Origin of the sequence: Vagococcus allomyrinae (genome assembly GCF_017829975.1) — a bacterium.
Lineage (GTDB): Bacteria > Bacillota > Bacilli > Lactobacillales > Vagococcaceae > Vagococcus_D > Vagococcus_D allomyrinae.
In genome coordinates this window covers 244400-260563 of the sequence record NZ_JAEEGA010000002.1, presented here as the reverse complement: position 1 = coordinate 260563, position 16164 = coordinate 244400, and the positions used below count along the sequence as shown (strand labels likewise).

Genomic DNA, 16164 nt, shown 5'->3' with positions numbered 1-16164 from the left:
ATATCAAGGGATTGGTATAATAAAGGAACTTCAATTAACAATTTCTGAGAATTAGGTGCTTTCGAACAACACTTATCATCAGTTTAACAGACAAGTGGTATTACAGCATTGTGAATTTTCTGGTGCCATCAACTAAATTGGAGAATTCTTTTAGTACTTTTGTTCATTTTTACCATAGTAAAAAAAGAAGGTGATCTATTTTTTTAAAATATAATCTGAAAGACGACAAGGGATAAAAAAGTTTATGGGTGGGTTTGAACGAAATTTAGAAATAACTGTATAAGATGGGGATGACATCTTAAAAGGGGGATAATTATGACGTTATGGGGAATTGCCATGTTGATTATCATGTTTACGTCGATATGGGGGTCTCAGTATGTGCTAATAATGAGTACAGAAGTGATGACCAGAAAGAAATCAAGTCGAAGGAATAAGCTAATTGGAGCCAGTTTAATGTGGGGGACTTATTTATTAATGGTTGCTGTTCCGTTGAATGGAGGGGTTATGTTTGTCTCTTCATTCTTAATAAATGGGCTAGGAATTGCCATTATTGCCTGGAGTTTTGGGAAGGGGCGTGGAGATAAGCAAGAACGGTTCCAGCTATGGCTTGCATCAAGCCTTAATATGATTGTGTATTATGGCTTAAGCTATCTTGGAGATCTCTTGTTGTTTATCGCTGACAGCGGTCTTGTATTTTATCTTTTTACGAGTTTCATGACATTGGTTTTACAACTAGTTATGTATTATGGGGTTTTAAAGCGGTACAATTTATATAAATTATTGCAAAAGATTGTCACGAATCAAGTAGTCGAAGGCCTGATTGCTATGGTGGTACTAGTTAACTTAGTGTTAATCTCACTCACACAGTACTTGCTAGCAAGTAATATGTTATTTACGAGTGAGGCTAAGTTTTACTCTCTAAAGGAGCAAGTGACCCTCTTTACCGTACTCTTTGTCATTGATGTGTTTGTTTCAGGACTACTTATAAGTATTTCTAGTTACATTCTATTTCAAGTGAAACAACGTCGCCTTCAGGAAAATATTGTGTTGCAACAAAACTATTACATTCAAAATCTGGAGAAGATGCAACGAGATATGCGGGTGATGCGCCATGATTACAAAAATATTTTATCGGGCTTGATTCTACAAGTTCAGGACGGAGACATTTCGGGAATTAAAGACTACCTTGAGAAGACTGTGAACCAGTTTGATAGCCAAATAGGGGAAAGTCTGAAGCAGTCGACCTATTTGAGTAAAATTCAAATAGTAGAATTGAAAGGATTACTGTTGATGAAATTAGTAGAAATGGAGAAGTTAACCATCAATTGTCAACTGGAAGTGGTGACACCAGTTACCGCAATCAATATGGAGACAACTGATTTGTTACGTTGTTTGGGAATACTCTTGGACAATGCGATGGAAGCAATATCTAGTAGCTTGCAGAAAGAGGTGACGGTGGTTATATCTCAAGAAGAGGACAATGTGTCAATCATTGTGAAAAACAAAGTACGGGAGCGGCCAGTGTTGCAGCAAATTTGGCAAGAAGGGTACTCAACAAAAGGAGAAGGACGAGGCCTCGGCTTGTATAGCTACCAACGAACGATAGAAAAGTATTCGAATGTATTAAAAGAGACACACTGTGATGAACACCAATTTACCCAGATTTTGAGAATTAACTCAGTTTAGAAAAGACGGTTCAGGTAGTGTATGAGACTGTTTAGGCTACTAAGACAAGATTCTCTCTGCCTTCTGTTACGCTAATGGTAAATTAGTGAGAAGAAAGGAACATGGTGAAGTAAATGACAGGTCTATTTATAGTTGGAGGTGTCTCAATAGGGTTAATGACAATGAGTTTTTTAGGAAGTCCTTGGAGTCTTTCAAAGGAATTAGCCTTTATTTTGACAATTACGTTGACCATTTGTTGGTTGTTGCTTATCGGAGGTTATTGTTTAATAGCTAGCCATCAGTTAACGAAATGGGGACTCTCGGAATGGTTTCTCAATTTTTCAGGAAGCTCATTTGTATATCATATCAGTTTGATTAGTATTAGTTATGACCATCAACGATCTATTAATCGTCAAATAGAAATGCATCAGAAACAAGCAATAAAAAATTTTTTTGATGAAAGTAGGCAAGAGAAGAAAAGGAAGTAGACTTTTTGCAAAGAAAAAACTAGTGACCATTATTACTATCTGAAAAATATTTTATTGCATAAAAATTTGAAACAGGACGAAAAAATAGCAAAAAAGGCGAGTCTACGCCTTAATGAAATGTGTTTTTTGATTTATGTTGAGTGCGGTTAGTCATTACCCAAATAATTACTAGGACAGCGATAGTTACGATTAGCCAAGTAATCATAAGAACTTTAACAGGTTGAGTAAAGAGACTCTTTTCTTTCATAAAATCACTCCTTTGCTTAATGGGCTAATTATAAGTCTTATTAATTATGAAAAGTGCGTCATCTCCTTAACAGTAAGAAAATTAGCTCAAACGGTAATTTGATGATTTCCTAAAATGGCTACAATATAGAGGCGTTTATTGGTTTTTTCCAAGATGTTAGAACGCATGGAAATAGCGTCAGGAGCTAAGGGATCATCTTAAAAGTTTTGGGGTGTGGGACATGATAAAGGCTCTATTAGCCTTTTTTAGGAACACAATAGGGGAAAACTTGAACTATATTATCTATCCTCTTCCTTTTCCCATAGAACTAAAGTAAACTATGAATACCAAAGTTTTTTTAAGGAGGTTTAAGTTGAGAATGAAACGAATATTGATCATTGAAGATGATGAAAACATTTGTCAGCTTTTAAGAGATTATTTTCAAGATCGCGTCCAGCTCACTATCGTTCACACGGGAACGGAAGGGGCCATATTAGGAAGCAATAGTTCTTATGATTTGATCTTATTAGATCTCATGTTACCAGGTAAAGATGGTGAGTTAGTTTTGAAAGAGATTCGTTCACAATCTCAAACACCTGTGATTATCATGACTGCTATTAGTGAAAAAGAAAGGACAGTGGCCTTGCTAAAAGCTGGTGCCAACGATTATGTTTCTAAACCGTTTAATTTTGATGAACTGGAAGCTCGAATTGAAGTACAGTTTCGTAATCAACCTGTCAATTCAAATGAAAAAAGGATGACTTATAAAAATTTAAGTTTGATTGAAGAGTTTTATGAGATTGAAGTGAACGGGAGAACTTTAGAAACATCTCGTAAAGAATACCAGTTGATTGATCTTTTACTCAGTCATCCCACAAAAATATTTTCAAAGGAAAATCTTTACACAAAGGTATGGGAAGAGCCTTATTTAGGTGGTGAAAACACATTAAATGTTCACCTCAGTAACTTAAGAAAAAAATTGAAGCAGGTCGACCCTGAAAATGAGTATATTGAAACCGTTTGGGGAATGGGGATTCGTTTAGCAAAGGAGAACATATGATACTACTTCTTTTATCATTAGTCTGTCTTCTACTAGGATACCTTGTTTTTTTGCTATTAGATCTCAACCAAATAATTAAGCAATTGCACTATATTAACCATCAGGATACCAATGCTGAGCTGGTGTCTACGTCTAAAAACCGCTTTATAAAGCGTCTCTTAGATTACAATAACCAGCTTATAATAAATAATAAAAAAGCCTATCGTGCCAGCTGGCAAAATGAAAAGCAGTTCCATCAATCTATTAGTAATCTCTCTCATGATTTAAAAACACCTTTAACGATCTCCTCTGGTTATATTCAATTGTTGCTTCGAGAGGCGCAGTCTGAAACAAAAGAAACGTTAAAAAAGATTGATACGAGCTTACTCACGATTGAAAATTATGTCAATTATTTGATGGAGTACAATTTGATCCATGAAAAAAAATTAGAACTTGAATTAGAAATGATTAACTTAACTCAACTTTTTCAAGAAGAAGCTTTTTTATATTATGAAAATTTTCAATCGAAAAAAATGAATTTGACTTTTGATTTGGAAGAGAATCTCCAAATAATTTCGGATGCCACAATTGTTAAGCGAATTTTTCAAAACCTGTTAGGAAATATTTTGAAGCACGGTTCTGGTTCTGCGTCTGTCAAGGGAGAAAAAGTTGGAAATACTATTCAACTACAAATAAAAAATGAAACCGAGCATGAACTACAAGACAAAGACCAACTTTTAAATCGGTTTGTCACCAATGATGCTTCCAGACAGAATAGAAGTACAGGGCTCGGTCTGACTATCATTAAGGAATTGGCGGAACTTCTTAATGGAGAAGTGTCTCTAGATGTAGAAAATCATATTTTTCAAGTTCAGCTCATTTTTCCAATTCGAGCAGAAAAATAAAAAAACAGAACCATTGTTTTGACTTAAAGTCGAACAAGGTTCTGTTTTTTTTTATAACTCTTTATTACGAATAATTAACGTGCTAGCAATCAGTGAGACGATGGTTACCGAAACACCAGTGACTACGTAAGGAATAAGTTGTTCTCCAGACAATTCTTGCCTTCCTAAAAGTTGGACAAAATTCAGAAAATCGAAATACTTTAAAAAATTCCATTTTGTAAGAACAGCAATAATTTGTAAAAGAATAGGGTAGATAACAATAAAAACAGTTGGAATAATAGTACTTCCTGTAGCAACCAATAAAACAGTGGCCATACAGAAAATTACACTGATAATTAATCCAATCGCAACTGCCAAAAGTAATGTTTCCAGTAAGAAGGAGGCCAAGTTATTTTGTGTCCCACCGAATTTGACAATTCCTGTAACCATAGCAGCTGTAAAATAAAGTAAGACAAACGTTGAAAGGTAAATAACTTCGCTAAGATACTTCGATAGAATAAACTGGAATCGGCTGACACCTGCAGTTAACGAATTTTTATAATTTTTTTGAGAAAACTCATACCCAATAATAATAACAAATACACCAATCAATAAATACAAAAGCATGCTACTGGAGAAAACGGCCAGAAAAATGGAATTTTTCAAACTTCCTCCCTGTAGATTAGGAAGAGCTGTGTCGACACCTATTCCTCCACTGGATTCTGTTGCCACAATCATTACAGCAAAGGCGATTACCAAACCGATGGTTGCTAAAAATCCTTTTGTATGCCACACTCGGTAAAAATCTGCTTTCATTAATCGAATCATTTTATTGTCCTCCTGCGTCTTTAATTAAATTTGTAAAGTAATTTTCTAGACTATTTTCTTGTTTTTGAATTTGATTTACCAAAATATCATTTTGTACCAGTAATTTATTAATATCTTTTACTGGAGTATGTTTGTCCAGTATCCGAATTTTATTTTCTCCTATCACTTCGATGTTTTTGAATTGATTTTCTTTTAACACAACGACAGCAGCCTTTGGATTTTCAACATCAACTACAATTGCCTCAGTTACTAATTCATCAAATTCTTCTTTTGAAAGTTCTTGAATCATTTGACCATCGTTGATAAAACCAAAACGATTGGAAACTTGGTACAATTCAGTTAAAATATGACTTGAAATAAAAATAGTTGTATTTCTTTCTCGATTAATTCTTTCCAAAATTTCGCGAAATTCAATAATGGCAATAGGGTCTAAACCATTTATGGGTTCATCTAAAATTAAGAAATCAGGATTATTTACCAATGCCATCGCAATTCCTAAGCGTTGTTTCATTCCTAAGGAAAAATTTTTGAATTTTTTCTTCCCTGTTTGAGCGAGATTAACAAATTCTAGTGTTTCTTCAATAACTGAAAAATTGTGAATCCCTTTTTGAATACAAATGATCTTCATATTTTGATATGCAGTCAATTTGTTAAAAGCAACTGGACTCTCAATTACTGCGCCTGTCCGCTGAAGACTTTTTTGATAACCGCTCGTCCCTTTTGTTGTTCCTAGTAGGCTAATCTCTCCGCCAGATGATTCCTTGGATAGATCCGTTATAAGTTTCATAATGGTTGTTTTCCCTGCACCATTTCGTCCAATAAGTCCATATATATCTCCCTTATGGACCGTTAATGAAATATTTTTTAATGCTTCTTCCTTACCAAATTTTTTTGCAACACTATTCATTACTAATATACTTTCATTCATCAGTTGTTCCTCCTCTTTCGATATACTTACTTTATCAATCAGTTCTTAAGTGTGCTATTAAGTAAATCTTAACTCTTTCTTAACTCAATAAATTATTGTCATGGATAGTTTTTCAAAGGAATCAGTTAATCATGTTTTGTCTGTCTACATCAATAATAGGTCATTTTGATTGATATAAAACAGCGTGTTAACAGCTAAGGTGATATTATTTTGCCTGAAACACTCACTTTTAGTCGTGCAACATATTAAGTTTAAGCAAACAATCTAGTTTTCAGACTATTGCTAATCAGTTTTTAGATGATGTGCAAAATCTGACATCACAATGAGAAGGAAAAATGAAGTAAGGTAATCTCAAAAAGACAATTGGTGGTTTCATCAGTAGGATTTAGCAAGATGAAATATATAGTTAAAGAGGTATTTTATGAACGGTGAATGATATGACTGAATTTTTTTTTCAGAAGCCTAAAATGTAGATGACAGATTGTTTGTTGTGAGAGAACTGGTTATAATAAATTACCTATAGAGAAAAAGGGAGGAGTTTATGAATGGTTCAATTAATAATTTGTGAAGACCAGACAATCTTTCGTCAACGATTAGTCTCAGAAATTGAGAAGTATATCATGATGTCTCAGTACGATATTGAAATAGAGTTAGCCACAGCGTATCCTAGTGAGGTTTTAAGTTTCATTTCGAAGAAACCCGCTCGTCGTATTTATTTTTTAGATATTGACTTACAAGATGATGATTATGATGGGTTTAGTTTGGGAAAGGTAATCAGGCAGTATGATCCACGTGGGTTCATCATTTATGTGACGACTCATGATGAATTGGCCTTTGAAACGTTTAAACATCGAGTTGAGGCTATGGATTACATTGTAAAGGATGAGGCTTTTTACTTTGTAAAGCAGATTAAAGAGTGCCTAGATAGCGTAGTGACTCGATTGTCATCTGAATTAACCGATGACCGTCATTATTATACGGTGGAGATTTTTTCAGCTGTCCACCATGTACCGGTAGACGACATCATTCTCGTTGAAACGGTTCATTCAACTCATCGTGTCTTGCTCCATACACATACTCAATCATTGGAATTTTTTGGTGGCATCGACAAAATTGGAGAAGAGCTAGGAAAGGGGTTCTTTCGCGCTCATCGTTCATATTTACTTCATCTAAAGAAAGTGAAGTCAGTTGATTTCAAGGAGAGACTAGTATTTTTACAGGGAGGGATCATATGCGAAGTAGCTAGGGCTAAAAAGAAAGAATTACGAGCCGCATTAAACAAATTGATGCACCAATCCAAAGAATTAGTAGATTAAAGAAGTATGTATGACACTATAAGAACTTAACGTCTGTTAGATGTAAGCCATATAATGAGCCAAATTGATACCATAAATCGAAATGATTGCTGTACTATTACAAGCTCTTAGACAATATTCGGATCTCGATATTTCATCTAAATAAACTCTCCCTTGTGTCTTTCAAAAATTTAATAATTATTACGAGTCTTGAAGGAGGAGTTTATTTAGACCTAGGCATAAAGAGTTTATCAAGGAACTAGCTAATCATTGATCTTCTTTGATGTGGCTGCTTTTTTGGTATGTTGTATTGTCGTAAGTAATTGTAAATAGTTGGGACCGAGATATTACATTGAATGGCGATTTCTGACACACTGAGCTCACTAGACTGATATAACTCAATGGCTTGTTCCCCTTGCTTTTCCATTGTAGGTCTCCCAAGAGGAGTTCCTTTGTGCCTAGCTGCCTCAAGACCAGCTTTGACTCGTTCCCGAATGATTTCCGTTTCCATTTCTGAAAAAGCTCCCATTACCGTGAAAAAGAAGCGCCCCATGGCGGTGGTAGTATCAATGTTGTTTTGAATGCTGACAAAATGAATCCCTTGCTCGTCAAAATGCTCCATTAAGGTCAGAAGGTGTTTCGTTCCTCGAGCTAAACGATCAAGCTTGAAAATGACAAAGGTATCTCCTGACCTTAAACTGGCTAAAGCTTTGTCTAACTCCCCTCGCTCGGTACTTAATCCGCTAATGTGTTCCTTATAAATGACGTCTACACCGTATTGATGTAGCGCTCGTTCTTGTGAATCAAATTTTTGTTGGGGTGTACTGACCCGCATATACCCAATAATTGCCACTGGTTAACCTCCAAAGTTAGATTATAATCTATTGTCTGTTTAGTGTCCCTTTTAAGAAAACCGTTTAAACAAATACAGTTAATAAAAGAGAAGTACGTATAATTAGGATGTTCATAAAAAGATGTGAAAATTTTTATTGACAACCCACTATCTTTATAATAAACTATAGTTTTTTTAAAACTTAAAAAAGAGAAATTTTAACGAAAATCTAAAAATAGAAACAGCGACATGACGCGATTTAGCGTCATGTCTTTTTTGATAAACACACAAATAGTTGCGTTTATATCTGACTATAGTTTTATTAAAACTTACGTAACGCTTACACGCTAAAGTGGGAGAATGACATTCTGTAAATTGAACTTGTAGTCATAAGGATGACTACAAGAAATGAGACAAGCGTGTCTTTTTTATAGAACAGAGTGACTCTAAGTGAACAGTAGGAAATGGCGCTGATAACATGTTATCAGATGATGAATAGATGATTGGAGGGAGTCAGACGTAGCAAGATCGTTTCTAGCTACATGAGAAGATGAAACCAGATAAAAGAAAACGAAGAACTTCTCATTATGAAAAAATGGCAGCCCGCCCCTATCAACGGGAAGTTCGAGAAACAGCGCATTATCGTGATGGCTCACGCCCCCGAAAGAGAAGGCGATCTGACTCTGCTAGAAGAGTCTCTCCTCCGCCACCAAAGAAATCGGTAGTGTTCACCATTGTAAAAGGAGGATTTAATCTCTTTTATTACATTATAGTGATCACGCTTATTGCAAGTGCGACCCTCTTTGCTCTCAATCGTGACTCAAATAAAAGTTATTTTGGTTATCGCTTTTATACGGTATTAACTGATTCAATGGTAGCCAAGAAAGACTCACCGCCAGGTGGGTTTCGTTCAGGAGACATGATAGTCGTGCAGTCCATCGAAGGCAAGCAAGCTCAAGTTGGTGACATTGTGACATTTTTGGTTGGAGATTCTGGTGACAAATTTTTAACCCATAGAGTGGTTGAGAAGATGAGCGAACTAAATGGTGAAGAAGGTGATTTCCTAGTAACGCGAGGGGATGCCAATAACGCCGATGATCCGCCGATTGCTAGTGAGCGTGTGGTCGGTAAAAAAGTATTTACCATTCCAAATGTAGGATTTATTGCAGACTTTGTGCGGGCCAACTTATGGATTTGCTTAACTTTTGTATTAGGGCTGATTGGTTTCTTATTAGTCTTAAGGTATTACTTGTTTGAGGATCGTTCGAAAGACTATCGTTAGACGGAATTAACTCAATATATACTTTTAATTCCTTGGATTAAAAGTTCATATATAAATAAAAACATAGGAGGTTTTTTTCCATGAAGAAGGTAAAAAACAAAAATAGGAAAAAGATGATGGGGTTAGCAGCCGCTTTTGGGCTGGTCACCTTGTTAGCAGGAACATTTGCATGGGTAACGTATAATGACGAACGGATTAACCGGGTAAAAACAGCTGTTGCGGGTGATACGGTACTGAATGAGAACTGGGATAACCCAGGGGAAATTACACCAGGCATGGTAGCGAAAAAGGAAGTCTCTGTAACCAATACTGGGACGGCCCCTGTTTTTGTGCGGGTATCTTATGAAGAAGTCTTGACACACTTGGTAAGTTTAGGTGTTGAAACAGCTACTGCGGCACCTTGGGCGGCGGCGGATGCGCCTGATGTCCCTGTAGACTTTGTTCCAAGTAAAGTGGCCACTGATATTGGGGTTGGGAAAGACGGTTATACTGCCATTCCAGCCGCACAAGTAACAGGCTTGCCAACAAATGTGACCTTATGGGCAAAAGGGTCAGCTAGAAAAGATCCAGCAACGAATATCGTGAATACGGCTCTTGATTACGCCATTGCTTTTGCTTATGACACAACAGATCCAACCAAATATAAATTCCAAAAAGTTGAGGGCACGGTCGAGGTTACTGGTGGGAATACAGATGGTACCGTTGCTGCAAACTGGACGTATACCGTCACAGCTCCTAAATACTTTGTTTATGTTGGAGGCTATACAACGGTTGGATTTGACTGGGCAGGCACTAATGTCTTGTTAGGGCAAGGACCGATCACGCGTTACGGTGTTGCTGCTGATTACACAGCTTTAGCTGGTACACCAATTACGCCTGCGACAACCACTGATTTGATTCCAGTTGCCAATGGTGATATTAAAGGGATTCAAGCAGATAAAGTGGCGTTAGGGAAAGATGCGCTTAAAATCGAGTATGGCGTGGACATGATTGACATTGCTGGCGCTTTAATTGGAGACAAATGGGTGTATAACTCAGAAGATGGGTTCTTCTACTGGACAAGCACCTTAGTTGGTGGAGCAACCACAGAAGATCTATTGAAAAATTTAAGTTATGGAACTGACGGTGGCGATCCATACAAAAACATCACCTATGATTTGATTGTGGCCATGGAAGCTATTCAAGTAACCAAAGAAGCGCTAACAGATGCAGCCGGTTGGGGCATGAATACAGCAGTGCCAGGTTCTCAAACAACTAAAGTTTATAACCAATTAGTTACAGCCGGTGGTTTATAAGCCAGTGTCAGTTGATTAAAACGAGGCAAACATTTCTAACCTTTAAAGGGCTAGAAATGTTTCCTTTAAACTGTAAAAGAAGGGGAATAACATGAAGAAAGAGAGACTGTTGTACCATCTATTGTTAGGACTCGTCTTAATGGCGGGAACGCTCTTTGTAGGCGTGACGTCCGTCAGCGCAGCAACTTTACCGCCGGGGTTGGTTATTGCCGATGATTCAGGGTTAACAGTATCTAAAGAAGGGGAATACTTTATAGATATGCCGAATGTGTTACCTGGAGACGTGTATACAAAAGAGATTACCATACGAAGCATGGATGAAAAGGACCCTTTTGATATAGGTCTACGGGTAAAGAAAATATCAAGCAACGGGGACATTGATTTTAATCAGCAGGTAACAGTTAAGCTGGAGCTTGAGGGGAAGGAAATTTACCAAGGGCCATTATTAGGGAACGGTTCCTTTGATTGGACGAAGACGTCTTTAGCACTGGGAACGTATCGTTTTGGCACGGATCGTGTGCTAAAAGCGACGTTTAAAGTGGCAAAAGACTTAAAGGCTGATAGTTATGAAAAAGAAAGTGAGCTCAAATACGAATGGCAATTTATTGCTACTAGAGACGACAAGCCCATAGAAAAACCAAAACCAGATAACAAAAAGCCTCCTCTTCTCAGGTTGCCACAAACAGGTGAGGAGTGGCGTAACTTAATTTATAAAGTGTTAGTCGGGTTCCTGTTGATTTTAATTGCTTTATTGTTGTGGAAGCAGAAAAGACGAGAGCAAGGTAGATAGGTGCAATGATAGGGAGGTGAAGAAGCCGTGAAGAAAAAGAGAAGAAGCAACCATAAGAAAGTAAAGAAAAAAACATTTAAAAAAAGTTTTTTGATCCTTACGATTTTTTATGCCTTTGTAGTTGTGATTGGAAGTACTTATGCTTGGATTACAATGGCTGATGAGCGAATTAATCGGGTGAAGACAAATAAAGTAGCCATAAAAGTAGAGGGAGATCAAACAACGACCCTCATTTCTCCTGCGACAGAGGCTGAAAAAAATATCACAGTTCGTAATGTGTCCACTAGCCCTGGCTTTGTCAGAGTTTCACTGGAAGAAGTCTTGCTAACTTTTCAAATAGATACTCGAGATAGAATTGGGAATGGCAATGTAAAAAAATTTAATACTGCAGAGGCTCCTGAAATAAAAAAAGATGAGATCGTGACATGGTTATCTGGAAAAACTTATAAAGTATCTTCAAATGTATTTTATAAGGGGGATATTAAACAGACGAATACATTTTTACTAAGTGATTTAGCAAGAGAAAATATGTTGTTTCAATACATAGAATTAACACAACCTAATGTGACAACTATTGTAGGAGGTGGAACAGGGTATTGGTTATATGAGGATGGTTATTTTTACTATTCGGATATTGTGAAACCAAATGAGAGCACAAGCATTCTAGTGGAGAATATAGTTTCAATACCTGATACTCCCAATTTAATGAAAAATGCATTTTATGGATTAGAAGTGAAAGCGGAGGGGTACTCCATAACAGAGACATCATTAGAATTGATGGGGCTTTCTCCAGCAGATTTGGCTTATCATTTATTTAATGATTACTTGATTTAAGCAGATGGGGAGGAATTTAAGAGTGAAAAAAAAACAACGTGTTCTATTATTATTTCTTTTAACCCTTATTTTGATGATGTCGACAAAGGCTGCTCATAGTTTAATTGCGTCTCCAATGTCAGTGAATCAGGATACATTTATAGAAGAAGTAGGAAATGTTGAAATCATGGTCGAAGATACTGGTGAAAACTTGTCTAATATTGTTACTGATACGGTAAATCCTTATGAAGTAAAAATAAAAAATATCACAACTGAGTCCGTTTTTTTGAGAGCCATGATTCAGCCGACAATTATTACTTCAAGAGGGGTTTATCTTGAGGCAAAGGTTGGTAAGCAATTAGTAGCTGATGGTGATTTGGCAGTTTCTTGGACTGAAGGAGAGGACGGCTATTTTTATCTAACTAACAAGGTGAAAGGTAATGAAACTCAAATTTTGTACAATAGTTGGAGGCTGAATAGTACCGAGATTGATGAAACTTATGAAGATGCCAAGCTTATATTAGTTGTGAAGGTTGAAGCGATTAATACCGTCGCAAATTCATATTTAGATGCATGGTGGCAAGGTATTCAACCAACAAACGCTCAACCAAATTTGCAATCAATTGATGGGATACTCACCTCTTTAATTGATCCATAAAGGAGAAGGGGGAAGAGAATGAAGAAAAAGAGAAAAGTTATTGGAATATTAACGACTAGTCTCATTATAGGACTAATTGGATGTCTGTTAATTCTCGGACAGTCGAAGACAAGTTTGGAAAAATTAGAAGCTAAGCCCGGAAGTGAGGGGGTCGACCCACCTATTGTAATAGATGAAAATGAGTCTTATTCATATTCAGTTCCATTTGATTCTACTAACAAGATAGAATCGCTACCCGCAACTTTTGATAATTATGTACAAAATACGAAACGATTGTTGTATGCTTCAAAATTGAATATTAACGGGTACAGCACAGCTTTTAATGATTCGGGAACAGAGATATTTAATTTGCCGAATAATCGCTATATTGCATTTTACGGAAGTCGAGATAGAGGGGTGGTTGGAGCTTCTTATATTGCGATATTAAATCTGAACGGTGATGTGTTAAAGAAATACGCGACTAATAATGCAACATTGACAACTGAGCTTGTTAGACCAGTTTTAACAAATAAAAATTATCAACAATACTCATTTGACACAATCCAATTGTCAGATACTATGTTCATGCAAGGATACGGATTCGCAATAAAAACAGTTGCTCCCAACTATGAGTATGGGGCACATTTTATTGAAGTAGCAAATGATAATACGGTCAGGATTAATAACAGGGAATTAACTAGTCTTGGTTTAACAGGAAAAGATTATGAAATGAAGAGCGTATTGGGAGATATTTATTCTAACAATCGCTTTACAAGTGGTTCTTCAATCTTAAATCCAACCAATATAACAGATCCTTCTAATCTTGGTCAAACTGTTACTAAAACGACTCGAAATATTACACAACCAACATTAGCTCAATTAGGGCTAGGCGGTAGAGGATGGGACGCTTGGCAAACTTCGACAAGCTATCAACCTGTAATTTTGCAAGAATTTGATGATGGCTCCTTATTGGTAAAGTCTTTATATGTAAATACTAATACGATTCAACCTCACATTGTCTCTACATATTTACTAGATTCAGCAGGTATATTTAAACCTAATTCCGCTATTTATACATGGGCTAACGGAAATGGTGAAGGAAGCATCACCCCATTGAAGTTAATTTCAGATAAGAGCAAGACAAGCGTAATTTCTATTAATAGACCAACAAATAGCCAAAATGAAAACACGCTTATTTATGAGTATAAAAGTGGTCAGGTTGGTGCTCCAACTGTTGTTAAGGAATATCCATACAACACTAGCATGATTATTAGTCAATTCATTGATGCCAGTGTTCCATCTGTTAAATATGTGGCTGCCGGGAACGTATCGACGATTAGTTCGGAATTTAGGCAAAAAGGGATGACCGTCCCTGGTGCTTTTGTGGCCTTTATGGATGATGATTTAAACATCGAAAGTATCGGTTCTATTTCTGATCCTAATGATGGTACCTTGCTATTTAACGATATGGCCATTAAAGGTGGCAAAGTTGGAGTATCTGGGACCTCTTTCTTTAACAGTAGTTTTGTCAGCAATGTTAATGCTGTTGCACCACAAGGGAAATATGCTACCAAAGATCCTTTGCATTTCACATCAGATGCATTTTTCGGAGGTCTAGATACGTATTACGATTATTCACCATTAATAAAAGCACCTGGCTATATTATGGTTGACATTGATGATCCTGGAATAAGCAGTGGTAATAATGCTGTAACTTCAAATTGGTTAATAACTGGGGAAAGAAATGGGAACTTTACACTAAATACAGCAATAAAGGTTCACGATAGCTTCGATTTAGATTTCGATTTGGGTAATAAAACGCAAGGCTGGTTAAACAAACGGATCAATGTTAATCCTTTAGATATAAATTACCCAACTAATACCGATCCAACGACTCCAATTGATTGGAAGGCTTTGGGGTTTGACAAAGAGAAACGTGGGCCACAGTTAGTGACTTATTTTATAACAGATACTAAATCGCAAGCAACTTCTACTTCACGAAATGTCAATAAGATAGATGAACACACAGAAGTTGATCCAGATGCTGCAATTGGTGCAGATAACGTAGTCATTCATATTAACGACGCCCCTGACTTTTGGTATGACCAAACAAAACCACGAAATTGGAAACCTTTTGGAGCTGCAGAAATGTCAGAAATGACTGCTTGGTTGCTTACAGGGTTAGATGAATCTTTAACTACGAAAATAGAGATCGATCAGACTGAATTAGCCGCCATCAATAATACTGATATAGCGAAGCCTTTTCCGCTAACTTATACTTACAAATATGCGAATGGGAAAGAAGTCGTGAAGAAGATTACGGTATTTGTTATCGATGATAAAACCGGTGTGGAGAATAAAATGGTTCTCTACGGGCAGGATTATCGTTTGAAAATCCCAAGTGAATCAACAGCTGAAGATAAAGGAAGAGTTATCAATCATTCAGATGTTGTTGTTTACAATCAGAAGAAAAATAGTCAAAATACTGGTGTCCCAGAATTGATTGCTGACAAGAACTCGCCATTAATCGATTACACTGTTAATGCTGGCAACTTATTAGCCATTAATAATGGAGAGTATCCACAAGTATTACCTCAGGGAATTACTTATACAAATTCAGCTGGAAAATCAGTTACTGGTCGGGTAGATGTGACCTTGTATTTGGACATTGTGTTAAATATTCGCCAAGTCGTATTGGAACCTAACGATGGCTTAGTTGTTCCAATCGAAGGGTTTACTACGATCACGTATGATTATACAGCGGAAAACTTACTAACCGAGTATAAAAATATTAATGCCAATGTTATTTCAACAGAAGATATCCCTACTCAAACATATACTACTGTTAAGTTGGAAGGATTCGAGGGATTTAATTACAATTCAGGTTCACTGATTGTTGACTATAAAATACCTGAGTATTATCAATACGACGGTTATATTTCAACCGCTAACTTAGTTTCTCATAATAGTCAGTCAAGTCAATTTATTTCAGAAACGGTTACGAAAGAAATAAAAATAGATTTTACTGAGAAAGTAAATGAGTTTTGGGTATCTATTTATATTAAGCCAACTAAAAACATGAAGGAAGAACTTCGACCATATAGTTGGAGTTACCAAGTAAATGAGTATGATGAGATAATTAATAATTAGTTAAGCATTGAT

13 protein-coding genes are annotated in these 16164 nt (G+C 36.4%); 10 read left to right on the top strand and 3 right to left on the bottom strand.

Annotated features, from left to right (window positions below; translation table 11 throughout):
- Window positions 1-315 precede the first annotated feature (315 nt).
- The 3 genes from I6N95_RS03880 (at window position 316) to I6N95_RS03870 (ending at window position 4323) form a co-directional block, all read left to right on the top strand.
- Window positions 316-1686, top strand: coding sequence for a sensor histidine kinase (locus I6N95_RS03880; RefSeq protein ID WP_209525038.1), 1371 nt, complete (start codon window positions 316-318; stop codon window positions 1684-1686).
- Between the two features lie 1072 nt (window positions 1687-2758).
- On the top strand, window positions 2759-3439 hold the full coding sequence (locus I6N95_RS03875) for a response regulator transcription factor (protein ID WP_209525037.1): 681 nt from the start codon (window positions 2759-2761) through the stop codon (window positions 3437-3439).
- Entirely contained in the window at window positions 3436-4323 is an 888-nt protein-coding gene (locus tag I6N95_RS03870) for a sensor histidine kinase (protein WP_209525036.1), read from the top strand. Before I6N95_RS03875 ends, I6N95_RS03870 begins: the two co-directional genes overlap by 4 nt.
- A gap of 51 nt (window positions 4324-4374) precedes the next feature.
- Here I6N95_RS03870 and I6N95_RS03865 read toward each other — a convergent pair whose 3' ends face one another.
- Both I6N95_RS03865 and I6N95_RS03860 read right to left on the bottom strand, forming a co-directional pair.
- Entirely contained in the window at window positions 4375-5130 is a 756-nt protein-coding gene (locus I6N95_RS03865) for a DUF2705 family protein (protein WP_209525035.1), read from the bottom strand.
- A gap of 1 nt (window position 5131) precedes the next feature.
- Entirely contained in the window at window positions 5132-6058 is a 927-nt protein-coding gene (locus I6N95_RS03860; protein ID WP_209525034.1) for an ATP-binding cassette domain-containing protein, read from the bottom strand.
- 545 nt (window positions 6059-6603) lie between these two features.
- On the opposite strand from I6N95_RS03860, the gene I6N95_RS03855 reads away from it, so the two are divergent.
- Entirely contained in the window at window positions 6604-7374 is a 771-nt protein-coding gene (locus I6N95_RS03855) for a LytR/AlgR family response regulator transcription factor (protein WP_209525033.1), read from the top strand.
- Window positions 7375-7612: 238 nt separating this feature from the next.
- Here the strand turns inward: I6N95_RS03855 and I6N95_RS03850 are convergent, their stop codons facing one another.
- Window positions 7613-8206 carry a recombinase family protein gene (locus I6N95_RS03850; protein ID WP_209525032.1) on the bottom strand — a complete coding sequence of 198 codons (594 nt, stop codon included), beginning with the start codon at window positions 8204-8206 and terminating at the stop codon, window positions 7613-7615.
- A gap of 703 nt (window positions 8207-8909) precedes the next feature.
- Between I6N95_RS03850 and I6N95_RS03845 the strand changes: the two genes are divergently transcribed.
- The 6 genes from I6N95_RS03845 to I6N95_RS03820 all read left to right on the top strand — a co-directional run bounded on the left by I6N95_RS03845 (window position 8910) and on the right by I6N95_RS03820 (window position 16152).
- Window positions 8910-9467, top strand: coding sequence for a signal peptidase I (locus tag I6N95_RS03845; protein ID WP_209525031.1), 558 nt, complete (start codon window positions 8910-8912; stop codon window positions 9465-9467).
- A gap of 80 nt (window positions 9468-9547) precedes the next feature.
- Window positions 9548-10762 (top strand): hypothetical protein, encoded by a 1215-nt coding sequence (locus I6N95_RS03840; protein WP_209525030.1) that lies wholly within the window; start codon window positions 9548-9550, stop codon window positions 10760-10762.
- Between the two features lie 91 nt (window positions 10763-10853).
- Window positions 10854-11552, top strand: a complete 699-nt coding sequence (locus I6N95_RS03835; protein WP_245249241.1) for a cell wall protein — start codon at window positions 10854-10856, stop codon at window positions 11550-11552.
- A gap of 27 nt (window positions 11553-11579) precedes the next feature.
- Window positions 11580-12386: a hypothetical protein gene (locus I6N95_RS03830; RefSeq protein WP_209525029.1), complete on the top strand. Its 807-nt coding sequence runs from the start codon at window positions 11580-11582 to the stop codon at window positions 12384-12386.
- A 22-nt stretch (window positions 12387-12408) separates the two neighbouring features.
- Window positions 12409-13023 (top strand): hypothetical protein, encoded by a 615-nt coding sequence (locus tag I6N95_RS03825; protein WP_209525028.1) that lies wholly within the window; start codon window positions 12409-12411, stop codon window positions 13021-13023.
- 18 nt (window positions 13024-13041) lie between these two features.
- Window positions 13042-16152 (top strand): hypothetical protein, encoded by a 3111-nt coding sequence (locus tag I6N95_RS03820; RefSeq protein WP_209525027.1) that lies wholly within the window; start codon window positions 13042-13044, stop codon window positions 16150-16152.
- The last annotated feature ends 12 nt before the right edge of the window (window positions 16153-16164 follow it).

Coding starts and splice junctions, on each gene's coding strand:
- I6N95_RS03880 (WP_209525038.1), top strand. CDS start 316: ATGACGTTATGGGGAATTGCCATGTTGATTATCATGTTTACGTCGATA.
- I6N95_RS03875 (WP_209525037.1), top strand. CDS start 2,759: ATGAAACGAATATTGATCATTGAAGATGATGAAAACATTTGTCAGCTT.
- I6N95_RS03870 (WP_209525036.1), top strand. CDS start 3,436: ATGATACTACTTCTTTTATCATTAGTCTGTCTTCTACTAGGATACCTT.
- I6N95_RS03865 (WP_209525035.1), bottom strand. CDS start 5,130: ATGATTCGATTAATGAAAGCAGATTTTTACCGAGTGTGGCATACAAAA.
- I6N95_RS03860 (WP_209525034.1), bottom strand. CDS start 6,058: ATGAATGAAAGTATATTAGTAATGAATAGTGTTGCAAAAAAATTTGGT.
- I6N95_RS03855 (WP_209525033.1), top strand. CDS start 6,604: ATGGTTCAATTAATAATTTGTGAAGACCAGACAATCTTTCGTCAACGA.
- I6N95_RS03840 (WP_209525030.1), top strand. CDS start 9,548: ATGAAGAAGGTAAAAAACAAAAATAGGAAAAAGATGATGGGGTTAGCA.
- I6N95_RS03835 (WP_245249241.1), top strand. CDS start 10,854: ATGAAGAAAGAGAGACTGTTGTACCATCTATTGTTAGGACTCGTCTTA.
- I6N95_RS03820 (WP_209525027.1), top strand. CDS start 13,042: ATGAAGAAAAAGAGAAAAGTTATTGGAATATTAACGACTAGTCTCATT.